This is a genomic window from Paenibacillus sp. BAC0078 (assembly GCF_054483875.1).
The window spans coordinates 55,553-70,834 of record NZ_JBTLRW010000001.1; the positions used below are offsets into that span (position 1 = coordinate 55,553).

Here is a 15,282-nt window from a genome sequence, read left to right on the forward strand (position 1 = left end):
CACAGCCGTTTGTTCTGTAGCTATTCTATGGCATCCTTGTATGGATGAATGGTTTGAATGGTGCCGTCATCGCCATATTTCAGCTCCGTATATTTCACGCTGCGCTTATTGTCGGCTCCCCTGGATAAGGAGCTGTCATGGTAGAACAAATACCATTTTTCCTTAAATTGAACAATGGAATGGTGCGTTGTCCAGCCTACCACCGGTGTAAGGATCTTTCCTTGATATACATAAGGCCCAAGCGGATTTTTACTGATAGCGTAAACAATAGTGTGGGTAGTGCCAGTGGAATAAGAAAGATAATAATAACCGTTATATTTATGTACCCATGGACCTTCAAAATATCTTCGCTCTTCATCGCCGGCAAGGATCGGATCACCATTCGCATCGACAATGGATATTTCTTTGGCTTCGCCCTTGAAGCTCAGCATGTCCTCGCTCAATTCCGCTACGATAGGACCAAGTGCAGGTGCTGCTGCGTCCGGCCCCTCGGCATCCGCGATAAATGTGCCGGTCTGCCATTTTTCAAGCTGGCCTCCCCACAGGCCGCCAAAGTAAATATAAGCTTTGCCATCGTCATCGACGAGTACGGCGGGATCAATGCTGAAGCTGCCGGGAATATAGTTCGGTTCAGGCTTAAATGGCCCCGAAGGGGAGGAGCTTGTCGCTACGCCAATCCGGAAAATATCATCATGGTCCCTAGCCGGGAAATACAAATAGTAGGTATTGTTCTTGTATGCGGCATCTGGGGCCCACATTTGCTGCTTGGCCCACGGAACATCCTTCAGATGAAGCACTTCGCCGTGATCTACGCAAACGGAGCCTTCTTCTTCCAAGGACAGAACATGATAATCCTCCATATTGTATTGATCGCCGTTGTCATTAGAGACCATTTCTTGATCGAGGTCATGAGAGGGATAAATATAAATTTTGTCTTCAAATACATGTGCGGAAGGGTCCGCGGTATACATATGAGTTACAATCGGCTCATTTGGCTGCACGGGCTTGGTCACGTCATTTCCTCCTAAATATTTTTGTCAGCAAATCTTCACAGATTCAGGTTCGTACAACAACCACTTCGGAAGCATATGCTAATTTAACCGCTTACAAATGATGTTAGCAGGAAAAGGCGGCCCTGTGAATATAGAAAATTATAGTTTATACCCGATAAACTTTACATGTTATAAGCGTGGGGGGCTGGAGGATCTCCAGGTGAGGCGCAGAGATCTCCAGCCCCCGGCTAAGAGGGTTCAAATATTGTGTTGCTTTATTTTGTTAATTCCGGATATAAAGCCTTAACGCCGCCGGCAAGACCTTTTTGCACTTTCATACTGATTTCATCGGCAAGGATTTCATAAAGCTCGGCTTCAATACCATCTACTGCAATTTTGGCAATGTCCTTTGGATCAGACTTAGGGGCATTTAATCTTTCAGTCATGTCAGTATCCATATAACCTACGTGTAACCCGGCGACTGTGATATTTCGGGGGGCTAAACTTAATCGTAGAGCATTAGTCATTGCCCATTCAGCAGACTTTGCAGCCGAGTAGGCTCCCGCACTGTCTGAACTGAACCATGATAATACGGATAAAATATTTAAAATTGATCCGCCGCCATTTTTCTCGATAAGAGGTGCAAAAGCCTTAATCACTGAAAGCGTGCCGAATACATGGGTATTAAATTCTAACTGGATATCGTCCAAGCTGCCCGTTAGAAAAGAGGCTCCAGTTGACGAACCGGCATTATTAATAAGCAGAGTAACATCTTGAGCAGCTTCCGCCGCAGCCGTTACGGAGCCGGGATTTGTGATGTCAAGCTGTAAAGGAATGGCTCCAGGAATGTTGACCAAATTCGGGTTTCTTGCGCCAGCATATACTTTTGCACCCCTTTTTAAGAGTTCCATAGACAAATACTTACCGAACCCCCGGTTGGCTCCACTAACTAAAGCTACTTGTTGAGAAATATCCATTGTACTCGCTCCTTTTCCATCGCCTTAAAATATGATGAATATAATATTTTGATTTAAATTAAAGAGGGTGTTGAAATGCCATATCCAGTAGGCCATAAAGCTAAGGTTCGCGCTCGTATTCTTGACAGTGCTGCTCAAGCTTTTAGAAAAAATGGGATTAGAGAGACAAGTGTCCCTTTTATCATGAAGGGGGCCGGTTTAACGCATGGGGGATTTTATTCGCATTTCGCAAGCAAAGAACAACTGATCGCTGAAACGTGCAGCAGTATTGTAAATGATACAATGGATACTTTGCGGACAGTTGCGCTGGAGGAGAATGATAATTCGAAATTTGATGCGGTTATTAATCAATATTTGAGTGCAGCTCATAGGGATAATATCGAGGGAGGCTGTATTATACCGACGCTGTCTGGAGAAATAGCCCAGTCTTCGGAAGAGATACGTGAAGTATTTAGTCAAGAGCTGGAGCGGTTTATTGACTTCATCTCAGAGATTGCAGGCTGTGACAAGTCTTCCGGTGGGGAAGTGCTCAGTATTATGATTGGATCGCTTATACTCGCCAGAGGTATAAAGGATCCCGTAGTGAGTGACAGCATTCTTGAGTCAGGGAAAAAACAGGCCAAGAGTGTATTGGGACTCCATTGAATTTAATGGAGGAAATTATTGGTCTCCCGTCGAAATCACTATTGAGCTGCTCCGGCATTCAGCCGGACAGCATACATCATTGGGGGAAGGAAATAGAATACCTATGAAAAAAATTGTAATGCTGCTCACCGCCCTGCTGCTCGTAGTAGGATTGGGCTATCCTGCGGGTACCGGACGGGCCGCTGCAGCCGTTGCACCGTCGTATGACGAAATCTCAACGTTTGTAGACGGTAAGCTCATCATCTCGGCGTCCAAGTCAGTGCTTGTCAACGGTTCTTCTTATGTGCCGGTGAAGCTTTTGAATCAGATCCCGGACATTTCTGTTGCCTCTGCAGGCTCTGCTGTAACCATTAGTGGCAGCAAAGGAAGCGCCAAGCTAAGCAAGGACAACTCAGTTCTGTACAACAACTCTAATTATGTCGCCTTCAAAACGCTGCTTAAGCTCGGAGCCATTGACGGCAAATACGCATCCAGTGCGATATCTTTGTTCATCTGGAGTACAGAGGAGGGCAAGACAAAGAGCAATAGCATGCTGTACGCGATCAGTAAGCTTCCTGGAACCATGGGCCTGGTTGTAGGTAAAAAAGTCTATATGTACGGGCATCCAGGAAGCCACTGGGTAACGGACGTCCAGTATGATGAGATTAGCCCGACCTTCACCTTGCAGAATGAAGCAGGAACCATTTGGACACTGGATTTGGATACTTATGAAGACCATACCCTCTACAGCGAAGATATGCTCCAAGCACTGAGGAAGGTCTTTAACGGGCAGCCTGTATGGGCGAGAAACTCGGAAATTGCCAACAGTCCTTATAAGAATATGGAGAAGGCCTCGGTCAAAGACTTCCGCTCCAATCCGAATAACGGAAATTTAGAGATCATCATCCGTCGGGCCAATGGTCAGGAAATCAATATGAAGATAGAGCCGAGCGGGAACCCAGCTGAATACATCACCGGACTTTTTTATTTCAAAAATCCGCGCAATATATTTGACATCAGTGACAAAGCATGGGTGGCTATCCGTGAAGAGAGGGTAATCGTTGGCATGAAGCCCGAGGAGGTTTTCCTTTCCTGGGGCGACGCGGACAGCATTAACGAAGATTTGGGATATCTCGTTTACGGTAACGTGTACTTATACTTCATCAATAACAAGGTCAAATACATTTATCAAATGTAGCTTTAAAGGAACATAAGGTAGCGTAAAAAAGTGACCCTCTTTCGTTGAGAGTCACTTTTTGCATTTCTATCATTATGTTGCTATCGACGCAGCTCACATGATATGTTATCATGATAACCTGATAACGTGTTAACGAACTAAAGCGTATGATACTGTGTGTTACTTACTAGGGGGATTAGAGAGATGAAGAGAAAAGGCTTAATGGTTCTATTAATAGTTATGGCAATTGCAGCAATAGCAGGCTGTTCCAGTTCAAGCGGCCATGACGGCAAGCTGGTAATTGGCATAGATGATAAGTTTGCCCCGATGGGCTTCAGGGATGATAACAATGAAATTGTCGGTTTTGATATTGATTACGCGAAAGCGGCGGCTGAGAAAATGGGTAAAGAGGTTACCTTCCAGCCGATTGACTGGTCGTCCAAGGAATCGGAGCTGAACAGCGGACGCATTGATATGATTTGGAACGGATACACCATTACGGACGAGCGTAAGGAGAAGGTGCTGTTTACAAAGCCTTATCTTGAGAACAGCCAGGTTGTTGTCGTGCTGGCGGATTCATCGTTAACGAAGCTAGATGATCTGGCCGGAAAAGAAGTCGGACTGCAAAGTCTCTCATCGGCTGCCGACGCCCTGAATTCCAGCCCGGTCAAAGCGAAGATTGCGAATGTATCCGAATTTCCGGACAATGTGCTTGCCCTGACGGATTTGAAGTCCAAACGGCTGGATGGAGTCGTCATCGATGAAGTGGTGGCTAAATATTACATGTCCAAGGAACCGGGCACTTACAAGCTGCTGGCTGAATCGCTTGCACCTGAGCAATACGGCATCGGGATAAAGAAGGGCAATGCAGCACTGCTGACTGAGCTGCAGAAGGCTCTGGATGAACTGAGCAGTGACGGAACGGCCGCCGAAATATCCAAGAAGTGGTTCGGAGAGAACAAAGTACTGAACTAAGATTGTTACCCATAGGAGTCGGTTGTAGAAATGAATATGGATTATATTATTAAAATTGCCGGACCAATGCTGGAGGGTGCGCGGACGACCGTTCTGCTGTTCCTGATTGTCATCGTGCTGTCCATTCCGCTTGGGATGCTGGTGACGCTGATGGCCAAGAGCACCATCAAACCGCTGGCCTGGATTGCACACACTTATATTTACGTCATGCGCGGAACTCCGCTTTTGCTGCAGCTGCTGTTCTTCTGCTTCGGATTGCCGCAGATTCCGGTGATTGGTCAGTATCTGGTCATGGACCGCTTCGTCGCGGCCAGTCTTGGTTTTATCCTTAATTATGGCGCTTATTTTGCCGAGATCTTCCGCGGCGGGCTGCTCTCGATTGATAAAGGACAACATGAAGCGGCCAAGGTTCTCGGACTCAGCAAATGGCAGACCCTGCGCAAGGTAATTCTCGCCCAAATGTTCCGAATTGCTTTGCCCGCGGTAGCCAATGAGTCGATTACCTTGGTCAAGGACACCGCTTTGCTCTATGCCGTAGCCGTACCGGAGCTGCTGAATTACGCGAAAACGGCGGTGAACCGTGATTTTACGGTGACCCCATTTGTAGTAGCTGGCGTTATTTATTTGCTGGTGACACTAATACTGACGCTGTTCTTCAAGGCACTGGAGAAACGTTTCAAATTTGAGTAGAAGGGCTGTCCAAATATGAGTAGTATGATTGAAGTCAAACAATTGCAGAAATCCTTCGGCAGTCTCGATGTGTTGAAAAAGATTACCTTTGATGTGAGCCCGGGAGAGGTTGTAGCGGTGATCGGGCCTTCCGGCTCCGGAAAGAGCACGATGCTGCGCAGTCTTGTCCATCTGGAGGAGGTTACCGGCGGAAGCATCTTTATTCACGGCAAGCCGCTGGTGGACAACGGCAGATATGCTAGTGGTGCGGACATAAGAAAGATTACTGCAACTATGGGTATGGTGTTTCAGCATTTTAATCTGTTCCCTCACTTGAGCGTGCGGGGAAATCTGGAGCTTGCCCCAAGAACACTCAAGCGGGAGAGTGTTCAGGATATTACCGCCAAAAGCATGGAATTGCTCTCCAAGGTGGGCCTTGCCGATAAGGCGGACGTGTATCCTTCCATGCTGTCGGGCGGGCAGAAGCAGCGGGTAGCTATCGCCAGAGCGCTGATGCTGAACCCGGACATTCTGCTGTTTGACGAGCCGACGTCGGCGCTTGATCCCGAGCTGACCGGCGAGGTGCTGCGGGTTATCCGCCAGCTTGCAGAGGAGAACATGACGATGATGATCGTCACGCATGAAATGAACTTCGCCCGCGATGTAGCGGACCGTGTATTCTTCATGGACAACGGGGAAATTGCCGAATCGGGAACACCGGAGCAGATCTTCGGCAGCCCGCAGCTTGAGCGGACCCGGACGTTTTTACAACAGGATTAGAAGTAGAAGAATATGAGAATCTGGAGGTGCATGGCGGCGGCTATGCACTTTTTTTGCGGGCTTCTTTTGTATGAGGGTATATTAATCCTGATGACACAACACCAAGTGGTCGCCTATAATCAAAGTGTGACAAAATAGTGTCCATTAACACTACCCGGAAGGATGTTGACATGAGCGAATCAAATCAGGAGTATATCGTAATTTCGGGTGCGAGAGAGAATAATCTTAAGAACGTATCCTTGCGCATTCCGAAGCGGAAAATCACGATCTTCACAGGAGTATCCGGGTCCGGCAAGTCATCAATCGTCTTTGATACGATTGCTGCAGAATCCACGCGATTGCTGAATGAGAACTTCAGCATGTTTGTGCGTAATTTCCTGCCCCGCGTTCCGCAGCCGGATACAGACGCGATTGAGAACCTGAGCATGGCGGTTATTGTAGATCAGAAGCGGCTCGGAGGTGGTTCCCATTCCACGATGGGCACGATTACCGATATTTCTCCTATTCTCCGTCTTCTTTTCTCCCGAGTAGGTCAGCCCTATGTTGGACAAGCGAACATGTTCTCATTCAACGATCCGCAAGGCATGTGTCCTGAGTGTAGCGGCATCGGCCGCAGGCTCGGCGTTGACATGAGCAAAGCGCTGGACATGTCAAAGTCGCTCAATGAAGGGGCAATTCTGTTGCCGGATTATTCGATGGGCGGCTGGGAGTTGAACATGATCTTGCAGTCGGGGGACTTCGATCCTGACAAGAAGCTGAGCGATTATTCGGATGAGGAACTGGAGCAGCTGCTGTACGCCAAGGCAAGGAAAGTGAAGATGGATTTTGCCGGGAAGGCAACGAATATTACAGTGGAAGGCGTCATTGAGAAGTTCACCAACAAATACATCAAGCAGGATGTGAAGATGAAGTCCGAGCGCACACAGAAAGCTGTTGCGCCGTACATCTCCGAGGGTCCCTGCTCCAGCTGTCACGGCGCGAGACTCAGTCAGGCCGCGCTCAGTTGCCGGATCAATGGACTAAATATTGCAGAGCTGTCCTCCATGGAGGCTGGATCGCTTATCCGCGTCATTCGGGAGATTGACGATCCTGCCGCCGCGCCGGTCGTCAAATCGCTGACGGAGCGGCTACAGCATCTGGTGGATATCGGACTTGACTACCTGACGCTGGACCGCGAGACGGATACTTTGTCCGGCGGCGAGTCACAGCGCGTCAAGATGGTGAAGCACCTGAGCGGCAGTCTCGTAGATGTCACTTACATCTTCGATGAGCCTAGTATTGGCTTGCACCCCCGTGATGTACACCGGTTAAATGAATTGCTGCAGAAGCTGCGTGACAAGGGCAATACCGTAATTGTTGTCGAGCATGATCCCGATGTAATCAAGCTGGCGGATCATATTGTCGACGTCGGGCCCCATGCAGGCAGCCACGGCGGTACCATCGTGTATGAAGGAAGCTTCCAGGGACTGCTGGATGCAGGTACGCTGACAGGCAACTATATGAAGAGACCGCTCCAGGTGAAGCACGATTTCAGGCAGCCAACCGGCAAGCTACCTATTAAGGAAGCTACACTTCACAATCTGCAGAATGTGAGTGTGGATATCCCAACAGGAGTACTGACAGTAGTTACAGGTGTCGCCGGCTCAGGCAAAAGTACGCTGATTAACGACGTGTTCCTCAGCCAGCACCCGGATGCGATCGTTATCGACCAATCGGCGATAGGAGTGTCAACCCGCTCGAACCCCGCGACCTACACGGGCATTATGGATGATGTGCGCAAGGCGTTTGCTTCCGCGAACAAAGTGAATCAAGGCTTGTTCAGCTTCAACTCCAAGGGGGCTTGCGAGAACTGCCAAGGGCTGGGTGTTGTGTATACAGACCTGGCATTCCTCGAGAGTGTGAAGCTGCCATGCGAAGTATGCGGAGGCAGACGGTTCAAGGAAGAGGTGCTTGCGTACAGACTGAACGGCAAGTCAATTGCAGATGTGCTGGAGATGACGGTGGAACAGGCACTGGACTTTTTTCAGCTAAAAGAGGTTGTGCGCAAGCTCCAGGCGATGAGCGATGTGGGACTCAACTATATTACACTCGGCCAGCCGCTCAGCTCGCTCTCAGGAGGGGAATGCCAACGCATCAAGCTGGCAAGTGAACTGCATAAGCAGGGCAGCATTTATGTAATGGACGAGCCGACGACCGGCCTTCATATGTCAGATATCGGGCACCTTGTAGAGATCATGAACCGCCTCGTGGACACCGGCAATACGGTGATCGTCATCGAACACAACCTCGATGTGATCAGCCAAGCGGATTGGATTATCGATATGGGTCCGGATGGAGGCAGCAAGGGCGGCCAGGTGGTGTTCGAGGGCACACCTTCGCAAATCATCCATTCGAAGCAGTCGATAACGGGAAGATACTTAATATAATACATTAAAAAAAGGGGCCAAGTCCTTCTCCTTTGACGGGACAAGAACTTGGTCCAAAAAACAGGCTATTTAGCCGAAATAAGTGTACCTATCCCTGTGATAAAGTTTTGCTGCTCGCAGGGATGATTTATACAACCCGCTTGGTCAATGTTCTAGATTTGCTCTGTGCGACTCTGATGAAAATGCCACTTACACGAACAATAATCATTGCAGTAGCCATTAGTATAAAAATCGGTCCAAGCAGATTAAGATCAAAATGGTGTTTTATTGAGAAATTGTAAGCTTCTTGTCCATTGTGCGTGACCCACTCGATTAGAATAACACGCAGAAATACAGGTCCTATCGGACTTCTGGCTGATAAAAAGTCGCTACACATCCAAGCCTGCGGCGGAGTTTACTCTGAAGGTCCTGCCGCTTCCCTTGAGTCCGGTCATAGTTATATTCGCACAATTATGCAGTTCATGGGAGTAGCTGATAATACTAAATTGTTCGTTGAGGGAATGGCGGATCGGCTTTGCGAGGTACTTAGACACCATAAGACTATTCTACTGGACTTGTGTTAAAATAACACCATACTTCACGTTTTCACCACACAAGGAGGCTGCCATGCAACTGATTCATCCCCCAGAGATACAAGCTCGGATTGACCGCCTTGCCGGTCAGGATTTATACGTACACCTTGAAGTCACAACAGGCGCCTACACCAGTCACCTGGACAGTACCCGTCACCCGGCGTCAGCGTTTATATCCAATGCGGTTGTCCGATATACACATGGCTCCATCTCCGGCACTGGTCCATACCGGGTAGGCTTAAAGACAACACAGGGCTGGATTTATGCCGAGGGCCTTACACATGTAGATGAGTCAGAAACCGGGAGACTTATCATGGCTGGGCACGACGATCAAGGAAAGTTAATGGTTGCATTGCAACTAAGCCGGGAAAAGTTCTGATGATAAGCAGAGGAGAAGCCATGAATACTACACGAGCTGAACATCAGCGCATTTTAGTTGTGTTCCCCCATCCCGACGACGAATCATTCGTTGCAGCAGGGACATTAGCAATGTACATACAAAGCGGTGCTCAAGTTACCTATGCTTGTCTGACCTTAGGGGAGATGGGGCGAAACATGGGAATTCCGCCGTTCGCAAACCGTGTCACCTTACCGGGCATCCGTAAGGAAGAACTTACAGCATCTAGCAATGCGATTGGCATCCAAGACTTAAGGATGCTTGGCTTCCACGATAAAATGGTCGAGTTCGAAGACCAGCAATTGCTGGACAATACGGTCAAAGCGCTACTCAAGGAACTGAACCCGTCGCTAGTTATCACATTTTATCCAGGGTATAGTGTGCATCCTGATCACGATGCCACAGGAGCCGCTGTCATCCGGACGATCAGCCAACTCCCGGAGGAAGAACGGCCGCTTGTATACTGCAACGCGTTCTCCAGCAATCACGAGCAGATGATCGGGAAAGCAGATGTAACAGTAGACGTGACCGCATTCCTTTCGAAGAAAATGGCCTCAATTCAAGCACACCGTACGCAATTCCAGGCAGCGGAGCTTGTCGGGAACCGGGAACTGACAGATGAGGAGATCCGGAACCGTTTCGGAACAGAACAATTTTGGACATACCAGTTCGATTAAATCAAAGAGAGCGTCCCTAACCGGGCGTTCTCTTTTAATTTCTCGGCGCTTTACATTAATCAATGATTTCATTTCTATAATTCCGGAATCCCGAGGTGTTTTTTCATGATGTTTTTTAAAGGATTGGATGAAGTGGTTTACATGATGGAACCCGACCTTTTGGGCTATTTCGGTTATTGTATAATCGGTTGAGATCAACATTTCACTGCTTTTCTTAATATGGTACTTAATCAAGTAATCGTAAGCTGTCATATGAATAGTTCTCTTAAAACTGCGATTGCATTCCGAAACACTTAGATGTGCGGACGAAAGAGAAATATTAGAGATTAAGGTTAACCATAATTGTACGCTTTTGATCGAAACCTCATATTCCCATTCAGCAGTACCCTTGATTACGTATGCCAATAAGAAAGAATTTGTATAAGGGTGTACATACTTTTTTTCCATAGTAGGGGTACCGACAAGGATCCCGCCAACAAAACGCGGAAATCGTACGCTAAGGTATAGCTCTGCATCCTCTCTCGGGGTGGTGTAGTACATAGAGTGGCTTTTCCTGGTTCGGGAGCAATACGGCACCCTGAAAGCAGTTTCTAACAGCAATGCCAGCTGGAGAGATTGGATTAGTTATGAGGAGAATTTAGTGGCTACTGGGGAAGTGTAGACAACGAGTAAAAAACTTAAGCCCGCGAGCGACGCGGGCTTTTTGTGTTGAAGGATTTCTCAACTATGCAAACTGTACAGCATGGGCTTACCTAATGAATGACGATTACAAAGCGGAATTACCCAACACTAAATAATGCTCCAAACGGGATTTTGTTGCAGTAAGCGGTATATAGATCATGATCCGTCGATCCGGGTCATTGGGGAATTGAAGGGTGATATGCTCAAACTCTAAAGCTCCAAGAGCGGGGTGACAAAGTTTCTTATACCCATCAAGGGTTCTAGGTGCCTCATGGTACTGCCACATCCGTGTAAAATCGGAACTTACTCGTTTCAGATCGTCGATTAATCTGTCGAATGAAACATCATCCATGTAGCGGGCTCTCGACGTACGGAACTCGGCAACAATTCTCTGTGAGACGGATTCCCAATCCTCTGACCCTTCTCTCCAAAGAGGGTCCGTGAATTGGCGCCAGATCAAATTGTAATCATGCGGCGGCGAGGACCCAAGAATCATAAACACCGCATCCGCGGCTTTATTCCAGGCTATAAAATCCCATCTTCTCCCAATAACATAGGCCGGATTCGGATTTAATTCGTCCAGCATCACCTGAATGGATGGATTGAGCTTCTCTTCAGCAGCAGTCCATTGAGGGGGCAACGACTCTCCGGCGAGCAGAAAGAGATGCCGCCGCTCATTGGGTGTTAGCTTGAGCGCCGAAGCCAGGCTCTCCAGCACGTTCACCGAAGGGCGGATATCACGTCCTTGCTCTAGCCGGGTATACCATGATGGGCCTATGTTGGCGAGCTGAGCAACTTCTTCGCGGCGCAGGCCATGTGTCCGGCGACGATTGCCGGTCGGCAATCCAACATCGAGGGGAGAGATCGACGATCTTAGACTTCGCAAAAAAATACCCAGAGCTATACGGCGTTCACTATCATTCAACGGGAATCCCCCCTTATCCTAGCACTCAGAAACCTACCATAAAGCAGGCTCTCGTCACGAAATCATAGTCAAAGTATACTCAAGGTGATCGATGATATCAATACGCCTAAGGCAAAGGAGAATGAACATGACAAATAGTTCAACACAATTGTTGACGAACAAAGTGATAATGGTTACAGGCGCCGGACGGGGGATCGGAGCTGCGGCAGCGAAATTGTTTGCTGAGCAAAGCGCTTCGGTGATGCTCATCGCTCGGACGGAACACGAGTTGCGCAAAGTCAAAGATGAAATCACGGCATCCGGTGGAAATGCAGATTATTTCACAGCTGATCTGTCAGATGCGAGCAACATCGAGGAAGCTGTCAAAGCGACAGTGGAACGGTATGGCCGCCTTAATGCCGCTTTCAACAATGCAGGCATCGGAGTCACGGTATCCTCGTTGCTCGATGAAAAAGAAGAAGATTTTGACCTGATTCAATCTGTAAACTATAAAGGAGTCTGGTTATCCATGAAAGCCCAAATTAAGGCTATGCTGGAGACCTCGGGATCAGGTGCTATTGTCAATACCAGCAGTGTGGGCAGTCTAAAGGGAAATCCGGGGTTAGGAGCGTACGGGGCATCTAAACGGGGGGTAAACAGCCTGACTCAAACGGCTGCTATTGAGTACGGACCAGTCGGCATCCGTGTCAATGCAATTGCCCCTGGGACCACGATGACGGATATGATTCAGCAATGGGTTTCCATCAACCCTAAAATTATCGAACAAATTAGCGCCAACACGCCTCTCCGACGTCCGGCCGAACCGATTGAGATCGCTCGGGCGGCGGCCTGGTTGCTTAGCGATTATGCATCCTTCATTACAGGGGTAATCCTACCGGTTGACGGTGGGCTAAGTGCCTAAACGCGGCTTGCCCTACCCGGCCAATTAGGTCTGTACCTTAATCGGTGTCTTGTGTATGGTTTCAGTCACCTCTTTAAGTTGTATCGTCCGCTAATGACGTGACTCGGGATGTCACAATCTATCCTCCATGTTGTGAATGTGCGGCTCTATGCAGGGAGCTGGAGTGATTGGATTAGCTATGAGGGGAATCCGGTGGCTGTGGGGGAAGAAGAGAGGGCTTAAACGACATAGCAGTAATTAATCAATGAATACATCGCCATGTGGGCTGCATGCCTTGGGCGTTGTATTTTTATGTTCGAAGTCAACACTTGCTCTATGCAACTATTTTCTGAGTACTTGGAGTAATGCCACATGCCCATCAAGCTAAAATTTTCGAATACCCCAAAATGAAAAAAATCCATCCTTTATTTACAAAAAGAATAGCTTTTTTCGTTTTGGGGGTGTATTAATTTCTTAGCTTGATGGGCATGGGGTACGACCGAGATCATGTAAAAATGGGTTGCATTATGGATAGTATCTCCAACAGCAAACCCATTCAGGTTACTACTGCAACAATATTTACGAAAACAGCGCAAAAAGCGTAACAAGGTAGCCCGATCAGACCCGCGGCAGCCAGATATTTAATGATTCAATTATCGTCTTCTTAGCACAATGACTTGCTCAGTTGAATTTCATGTTCCTCAACATAATTGCGGTAATTTTCACCACTAAAGTAATCAACAATATCTTTATTAATCTCTGGATATAGTTGAATGGAATGCAACTCCGAAATAGGGATCCATTTGACACCAATCTGGTGAGGATCTGGATTTCCAGGAAGTTTGGGATGCGATCCTGATTTCAACTTACATCTAAATGTAACTCCTACTGAATGAGTATCTCCGTAAATGTAGTTGTTTTTCGTTGGTTGATATTCGTAAACAAAAGCAACTGGACCAACTTCTACCTCAACACAAGTCTCTTCTTTTGCTTCCCGTTGCGCAGCTTCAATCAAGCGCGAAGTCTTATCTTTTCCATCATCTATCACATCCAATTAGTATATTGCGTTATGCCAGTTGTCGGAACGGGGCTAGCAGCAATGAAATCAGCGATGGATCGGCTCCATCGCTACGCTATCGTCTCTGTTAGTGGAAATATACTATTGATTCCTTTAGTTTGACCAATGACGTATTACCGCGAATCTCTGGCCCTGATATGTGCGAGGCATGCAATCTTATTGATTTGTAAATGCTATTCTAAAGCCAAGGTCATCTATCTTGAAATTAGGCATGCTTTTCCTCCTAATCGTAGAACCGCAATTATTTTCAATTTCAGCCCAACTGCCTCCCCGGAAGACTCTATAGTTCCCATATCGTTCAGGATCATATAAATCCCAACACCATTCCCAGACGTTTCCAATCATATCGTAAAGTCCCCATGGATTAGGTAGCAGTTTCCCGACCATTTGAGCTGAACCATTGGAGTTTTCTTGATACCATGCAATCTTATTAATTTTTTCATACCGATATCCCTTGGTTCCCGCTTTGCACGCATACTGCCATTCAGCGTCTGATAGTAATCGAAAGCCATTCGCTTTTTTGTTATATACAGTGTTCTCACTTTCATCAGTGAATGTGTAGCATTCAGTCCTATCAAGTATTCTGGACAATTTGTTACAAAAGACTAGCGAATCTAACCACGAAACTTCCGTAATTGGCAGGTTATTCACTTTAGGGTCTACTTCTTGTGTATGCATGACAAAATGATACAACTCCTGTGTTACCGGATATTTCATTACATAGAAAGGTTCAATCGTTTCAGTCCATGTAATAACCTTTTTATCGCTTCCTCTTCCAGGATCCGATAAAGTGTAATCAGAACTAAGCCACTTGTTGAGATTAATATAATCGCGTAATTCGACAGTCCCACCTTCTATTGGTACCATCGAATTCATTAAATTTTCTTGAATGTCAATTTCGTACTTTCCAATTGTCATATTGACCTCTTATCTATTCAATATTTTTTTATAACTAATCTGCCCGTTAGCTCAATGACCAATTCAGTCTAACACTACAAGTTCTCAGTATACAGCTTTATTTTCTACGTTTATCCCATAAACGAACCATATTTGGACAATACATTTTTAATCTGCTGTTGAAAGCAATAGGGGCCACTACGGTTTCTGTAGGGACAATTGGAGAACCTGTTCTGGCCATTTTTCTTGCCTATTTATTCTTGGGTGAGACGATCTCTGGGTTTCAATTCTTTGGTGGTTTGATAACTTTATTGGGGATGGCAGGTTACTTCTGGACGCCTTCTTTAACCCGAAAATTAGAAATCAATGGATGAGGTGGACACTGACATGGCAACGATCGACGATTTTTTGAAACTGGATATTTGTGTTGGAACAATAATCAAAGCTGAATTTTTCGCAAAAGCAAAAGAGTCTCTTAAAGTCGTCAATGTAGACGACTTTTTGTTTTATTATAAATGACTAGATCATGCTAAACATATGACTTGAAAATGAAGG

The 15,282-nt window shown here is 46.9% G+C and carries 16 protein-coding genes and 2 pseudogenes; 12 read left to right on the plus strand and 6 right to left on the minus strand.

Annotated elements, in window-relative coordinates:
- Window positions 1-20: 20 nt before the first annotated feature.
- Both ACX1DY_RS00265 and ACX1DY_RS00270 read right to left on the minus strand, forming a co-directional pair.
- Entirely contained in the window at window positions 21-1,013 is a 993-nt protein-coding gene (locus tag ACX1DY_RS00265) for a glycoside hydrolase family 43 protein (RefSeq protein WP_458962209.1), read from the minus strand.
- Window positions 1,014-1,267: 254 nt separating this feature from the next.
- Complete coding sequence (locus ACX1DY_RS00270) at window positions 1,268-1,969, minus strand: SDR family oxidoreductase (RefSeq protein WP_458962210.1); 702 nt, start codon at window positions 1,967-1,969, stop codon at window positions 1,268-1,270.
- A gap of 75 nt (window positions 1,970-2,044) precedes the next feature.
- Between ACX1DY_RS00270 and ACX1DY_RS00275 the strand changes: the two genes are divergently transcribed.
- The 9 genes and pseudogenes from ACX1DY_RS00275 (at window position 2,045) to bshB2 (ending at window position 10,266) form a co-directional block, all read left to right on the plus strand.
- Window positions 2,045-2,614 (plus strand): TetR/AcrR family transcriptional regulator, encoded by a 570-nt coding sequence (locus ACX1DY_RS00275; protein WP_458962211.1) that lies wholly within the window; start codon window positions 2,045-2,047, stop codon window positions 2,612-2,614.
- 103 nt (window positions 2,615-2,717) lie between these two features.
- Window positions 2,718-3,791, plus strand: a complete 1,074-nt coding sequence (locus ACX1DY_RS00280; protein WP_458962212.1) for a hypothetical protein — start codon at window positions 2,718-2,720, stop codon at window positions 3,789-3,791.
- 219 nt (window positions 3,792-4,010) lie between these two features.
- Window positions 4,011-4,745, plus strand: coding sequence for an amino acid ABC transporter substrate-binding protein (locus tag ACX1DY_RS00285; protein ID WP_458962801.1), 735 nt, complete (start codon window positions 4,011-4,013; stop codon window positions 4,743-4,745).
- A 30-nt stretch (window positions 4,746-4,775) separates the two neighbouring features.
- Complete coding sequence (locus ACX1DY_RS00290) at window positions 4,776-5,435, plus strand: amino acid ABC transporter permease (RefSeq protein WP_458962213.1); 660 nt, start codon at window positions 4,776-4,778, stop codon at window positions 5,433-5,435.
- A gap of 15 nt (window positions 5,436-5,450) precedes the next feature.
- Window positions 5,451-6,194 (plus strand): amino acid ABC transporter ATP-binding protein, encoded by a 744-nt coding sequence (locus tag ACX1DY_RS00295; protein WP_458962214.1) that lies wholly within the window; start codon window positions 5,451-5,453, stop codon window positions 6,192-6,194.
- Window positions 6,195-6,364: 170 nt separating this feature from the next.
- Window positions 6,365-8,620: an ATP-binding cassette domain-containing protein gene (locus tag ACX1DY_RS00300; RefSeq protein ID WP_458962215.1), complete on the plus strand. Its 2,256-nt coding sequence runs from the start codon at window positions 6,365-6,367 to the stop codon at window positions 8,618-8,620.
- A 335-nt stretch (window positions 8,621-8,955) separates the two neighbouring features.
- Window positions 8,956-9,183, plus strand: a pseudogene (locus tag ACX1DY_RS00305) (NAD(P)H-dependent oxidoreductase); the annotation flags it as partial.
- 43 nt (window positions 9,184-9,226) lie between these two features.
- Window positions 9,227-9,571 carry a YojF family protein gene (locus tag ACX1DY_RS00310; RefSeq protein ID WP_458962216.1) on the plus strand — a complete coding sequence of 115 codons (345 nt, stop codon included), beginning with the start codon at window positions 9,227-9,229 and terminating at the stop codon, window positions 9,569-9,571.
- Window positions 9,572-9,591: 20 nt separating this feature from the next.
- Window positions 9,592-10,266 carry a bacillithiol biosynthesis deacetylase BshB2 gene (gene bshB2, locus ACX1DY_RS00315; RefSeq protein ID WP_458962217.1) on the plus strand — a complete coding sequence of 225 codons (675 nt, stop codon included), beginning with the start codon at window positions 9,592-9,594 and terminating at the stop codon, window positions 10,264-10,266.
- Window positions 10,267-10,404: 138 nt separating this feature from the next.
- Here the strand turns inward: bshB2 and ACX1DY_RS00320 are convergent.
- Together ACX1DY_RS00320 and ACX1DY_RS00325 are read right to left on the minus strand one after the other, a co-directional pair.
- Window positions 10,405-10,806, minus strand: a pseudogene (locus ACX1DY_RS00320) (helix-turn-helix domain-containing protein); the annotation flags it as partial.
- Window positions 10,807-11,032: 226 nt separating this feature from the next.
- A complete protein-coding gene (locus tag ACX1DY_RS00325) occupies window positions 11,033-11,872 on the minus strand; it encodes a helix-turn-helix transcriptional regulator (protein WP_458962218.1) in 840 nt (279 codons plus the stop codon).
- Window positions 11,873-11,999: 127 nt separating this feature from the next.
- Here ACX1DY_RS00325 and ACX1DY_RS00330 point away from each other — a divergent pair, with 127 nt between their 5' ends.
- Window positions 12,000-12,773 carry an SDR family NAD(P)-dependent oxidoreductase gene (locus ACX1DY_RS00330; RefSeq protein ID WP_458962219.1) on the plus strand — a complete coding sequence of 258 codons (774 nt, stop codon included), beginning with the start codon at window positions 12,000-12,002 and terminating at the stop codon, window positions 12,771-12,773.
- Between the two features lie 643 nt (window positions 12,774-13,416).
- Here ACX1DY_RS00330 and ACX1DY_RS00335 read toward each other — a convergent pair.
- Entirely contained in the window at window positions 13,417-13,800 is a 384-nt protein-coding gene (locus ACX1DY_RS00335; RefSeq protein ID WP_458962802.1) for an NUDIX domain-containing protein, read from the minus strand.
- A gap of 186 nt (window positions 13,801-13,986) precedes the next feature.
- The gene (locus tag ACX1DY_RS00340) at window positions 13,987-14,748 is read right to left on the minus strand and encodes a formylglycine-generating enzyme family protein (RefSeq protein WP_458962220.1); all 762 of its coding nucleotides are present in this window, start codon (window positions 14,746-14,748) and stop codon (window positions 13,987-13,989) included.
- A gap of 89 nt (window positions 14,749-14,837) precedes the next feature.
- On the opposite strand from ACX1DY_RS00340, the gene ACX1DY_RS00345 reads away from it, so the two are divergent.
- Entirely contained in the window at window positions 14,838-15,101 is a 264-nt protein-coding gene (locus ACX1DY_RS00345) for an EamA family transporter (RefSeq protein ID WP_458962803.1), read from the plus strand.
- A 13-nt stretch (window positions 15,102-15,114) separates the two neighbouring features.
- The gene (locus tag ACX1DY_RS00350) at window positions 15,115-15,246 is read left to right on the plus strand and encodes a hypothetical protein (protein WP_458962221.1); all 132 of its coding nucleotides are present in this window, start codon (window positions 15,115-15,117) and stop codon (window positions 15,244-15,246) included.
- The last annotated feature ends 36 nt before the right edge of the window (window positions 15,247-15,282 follow it).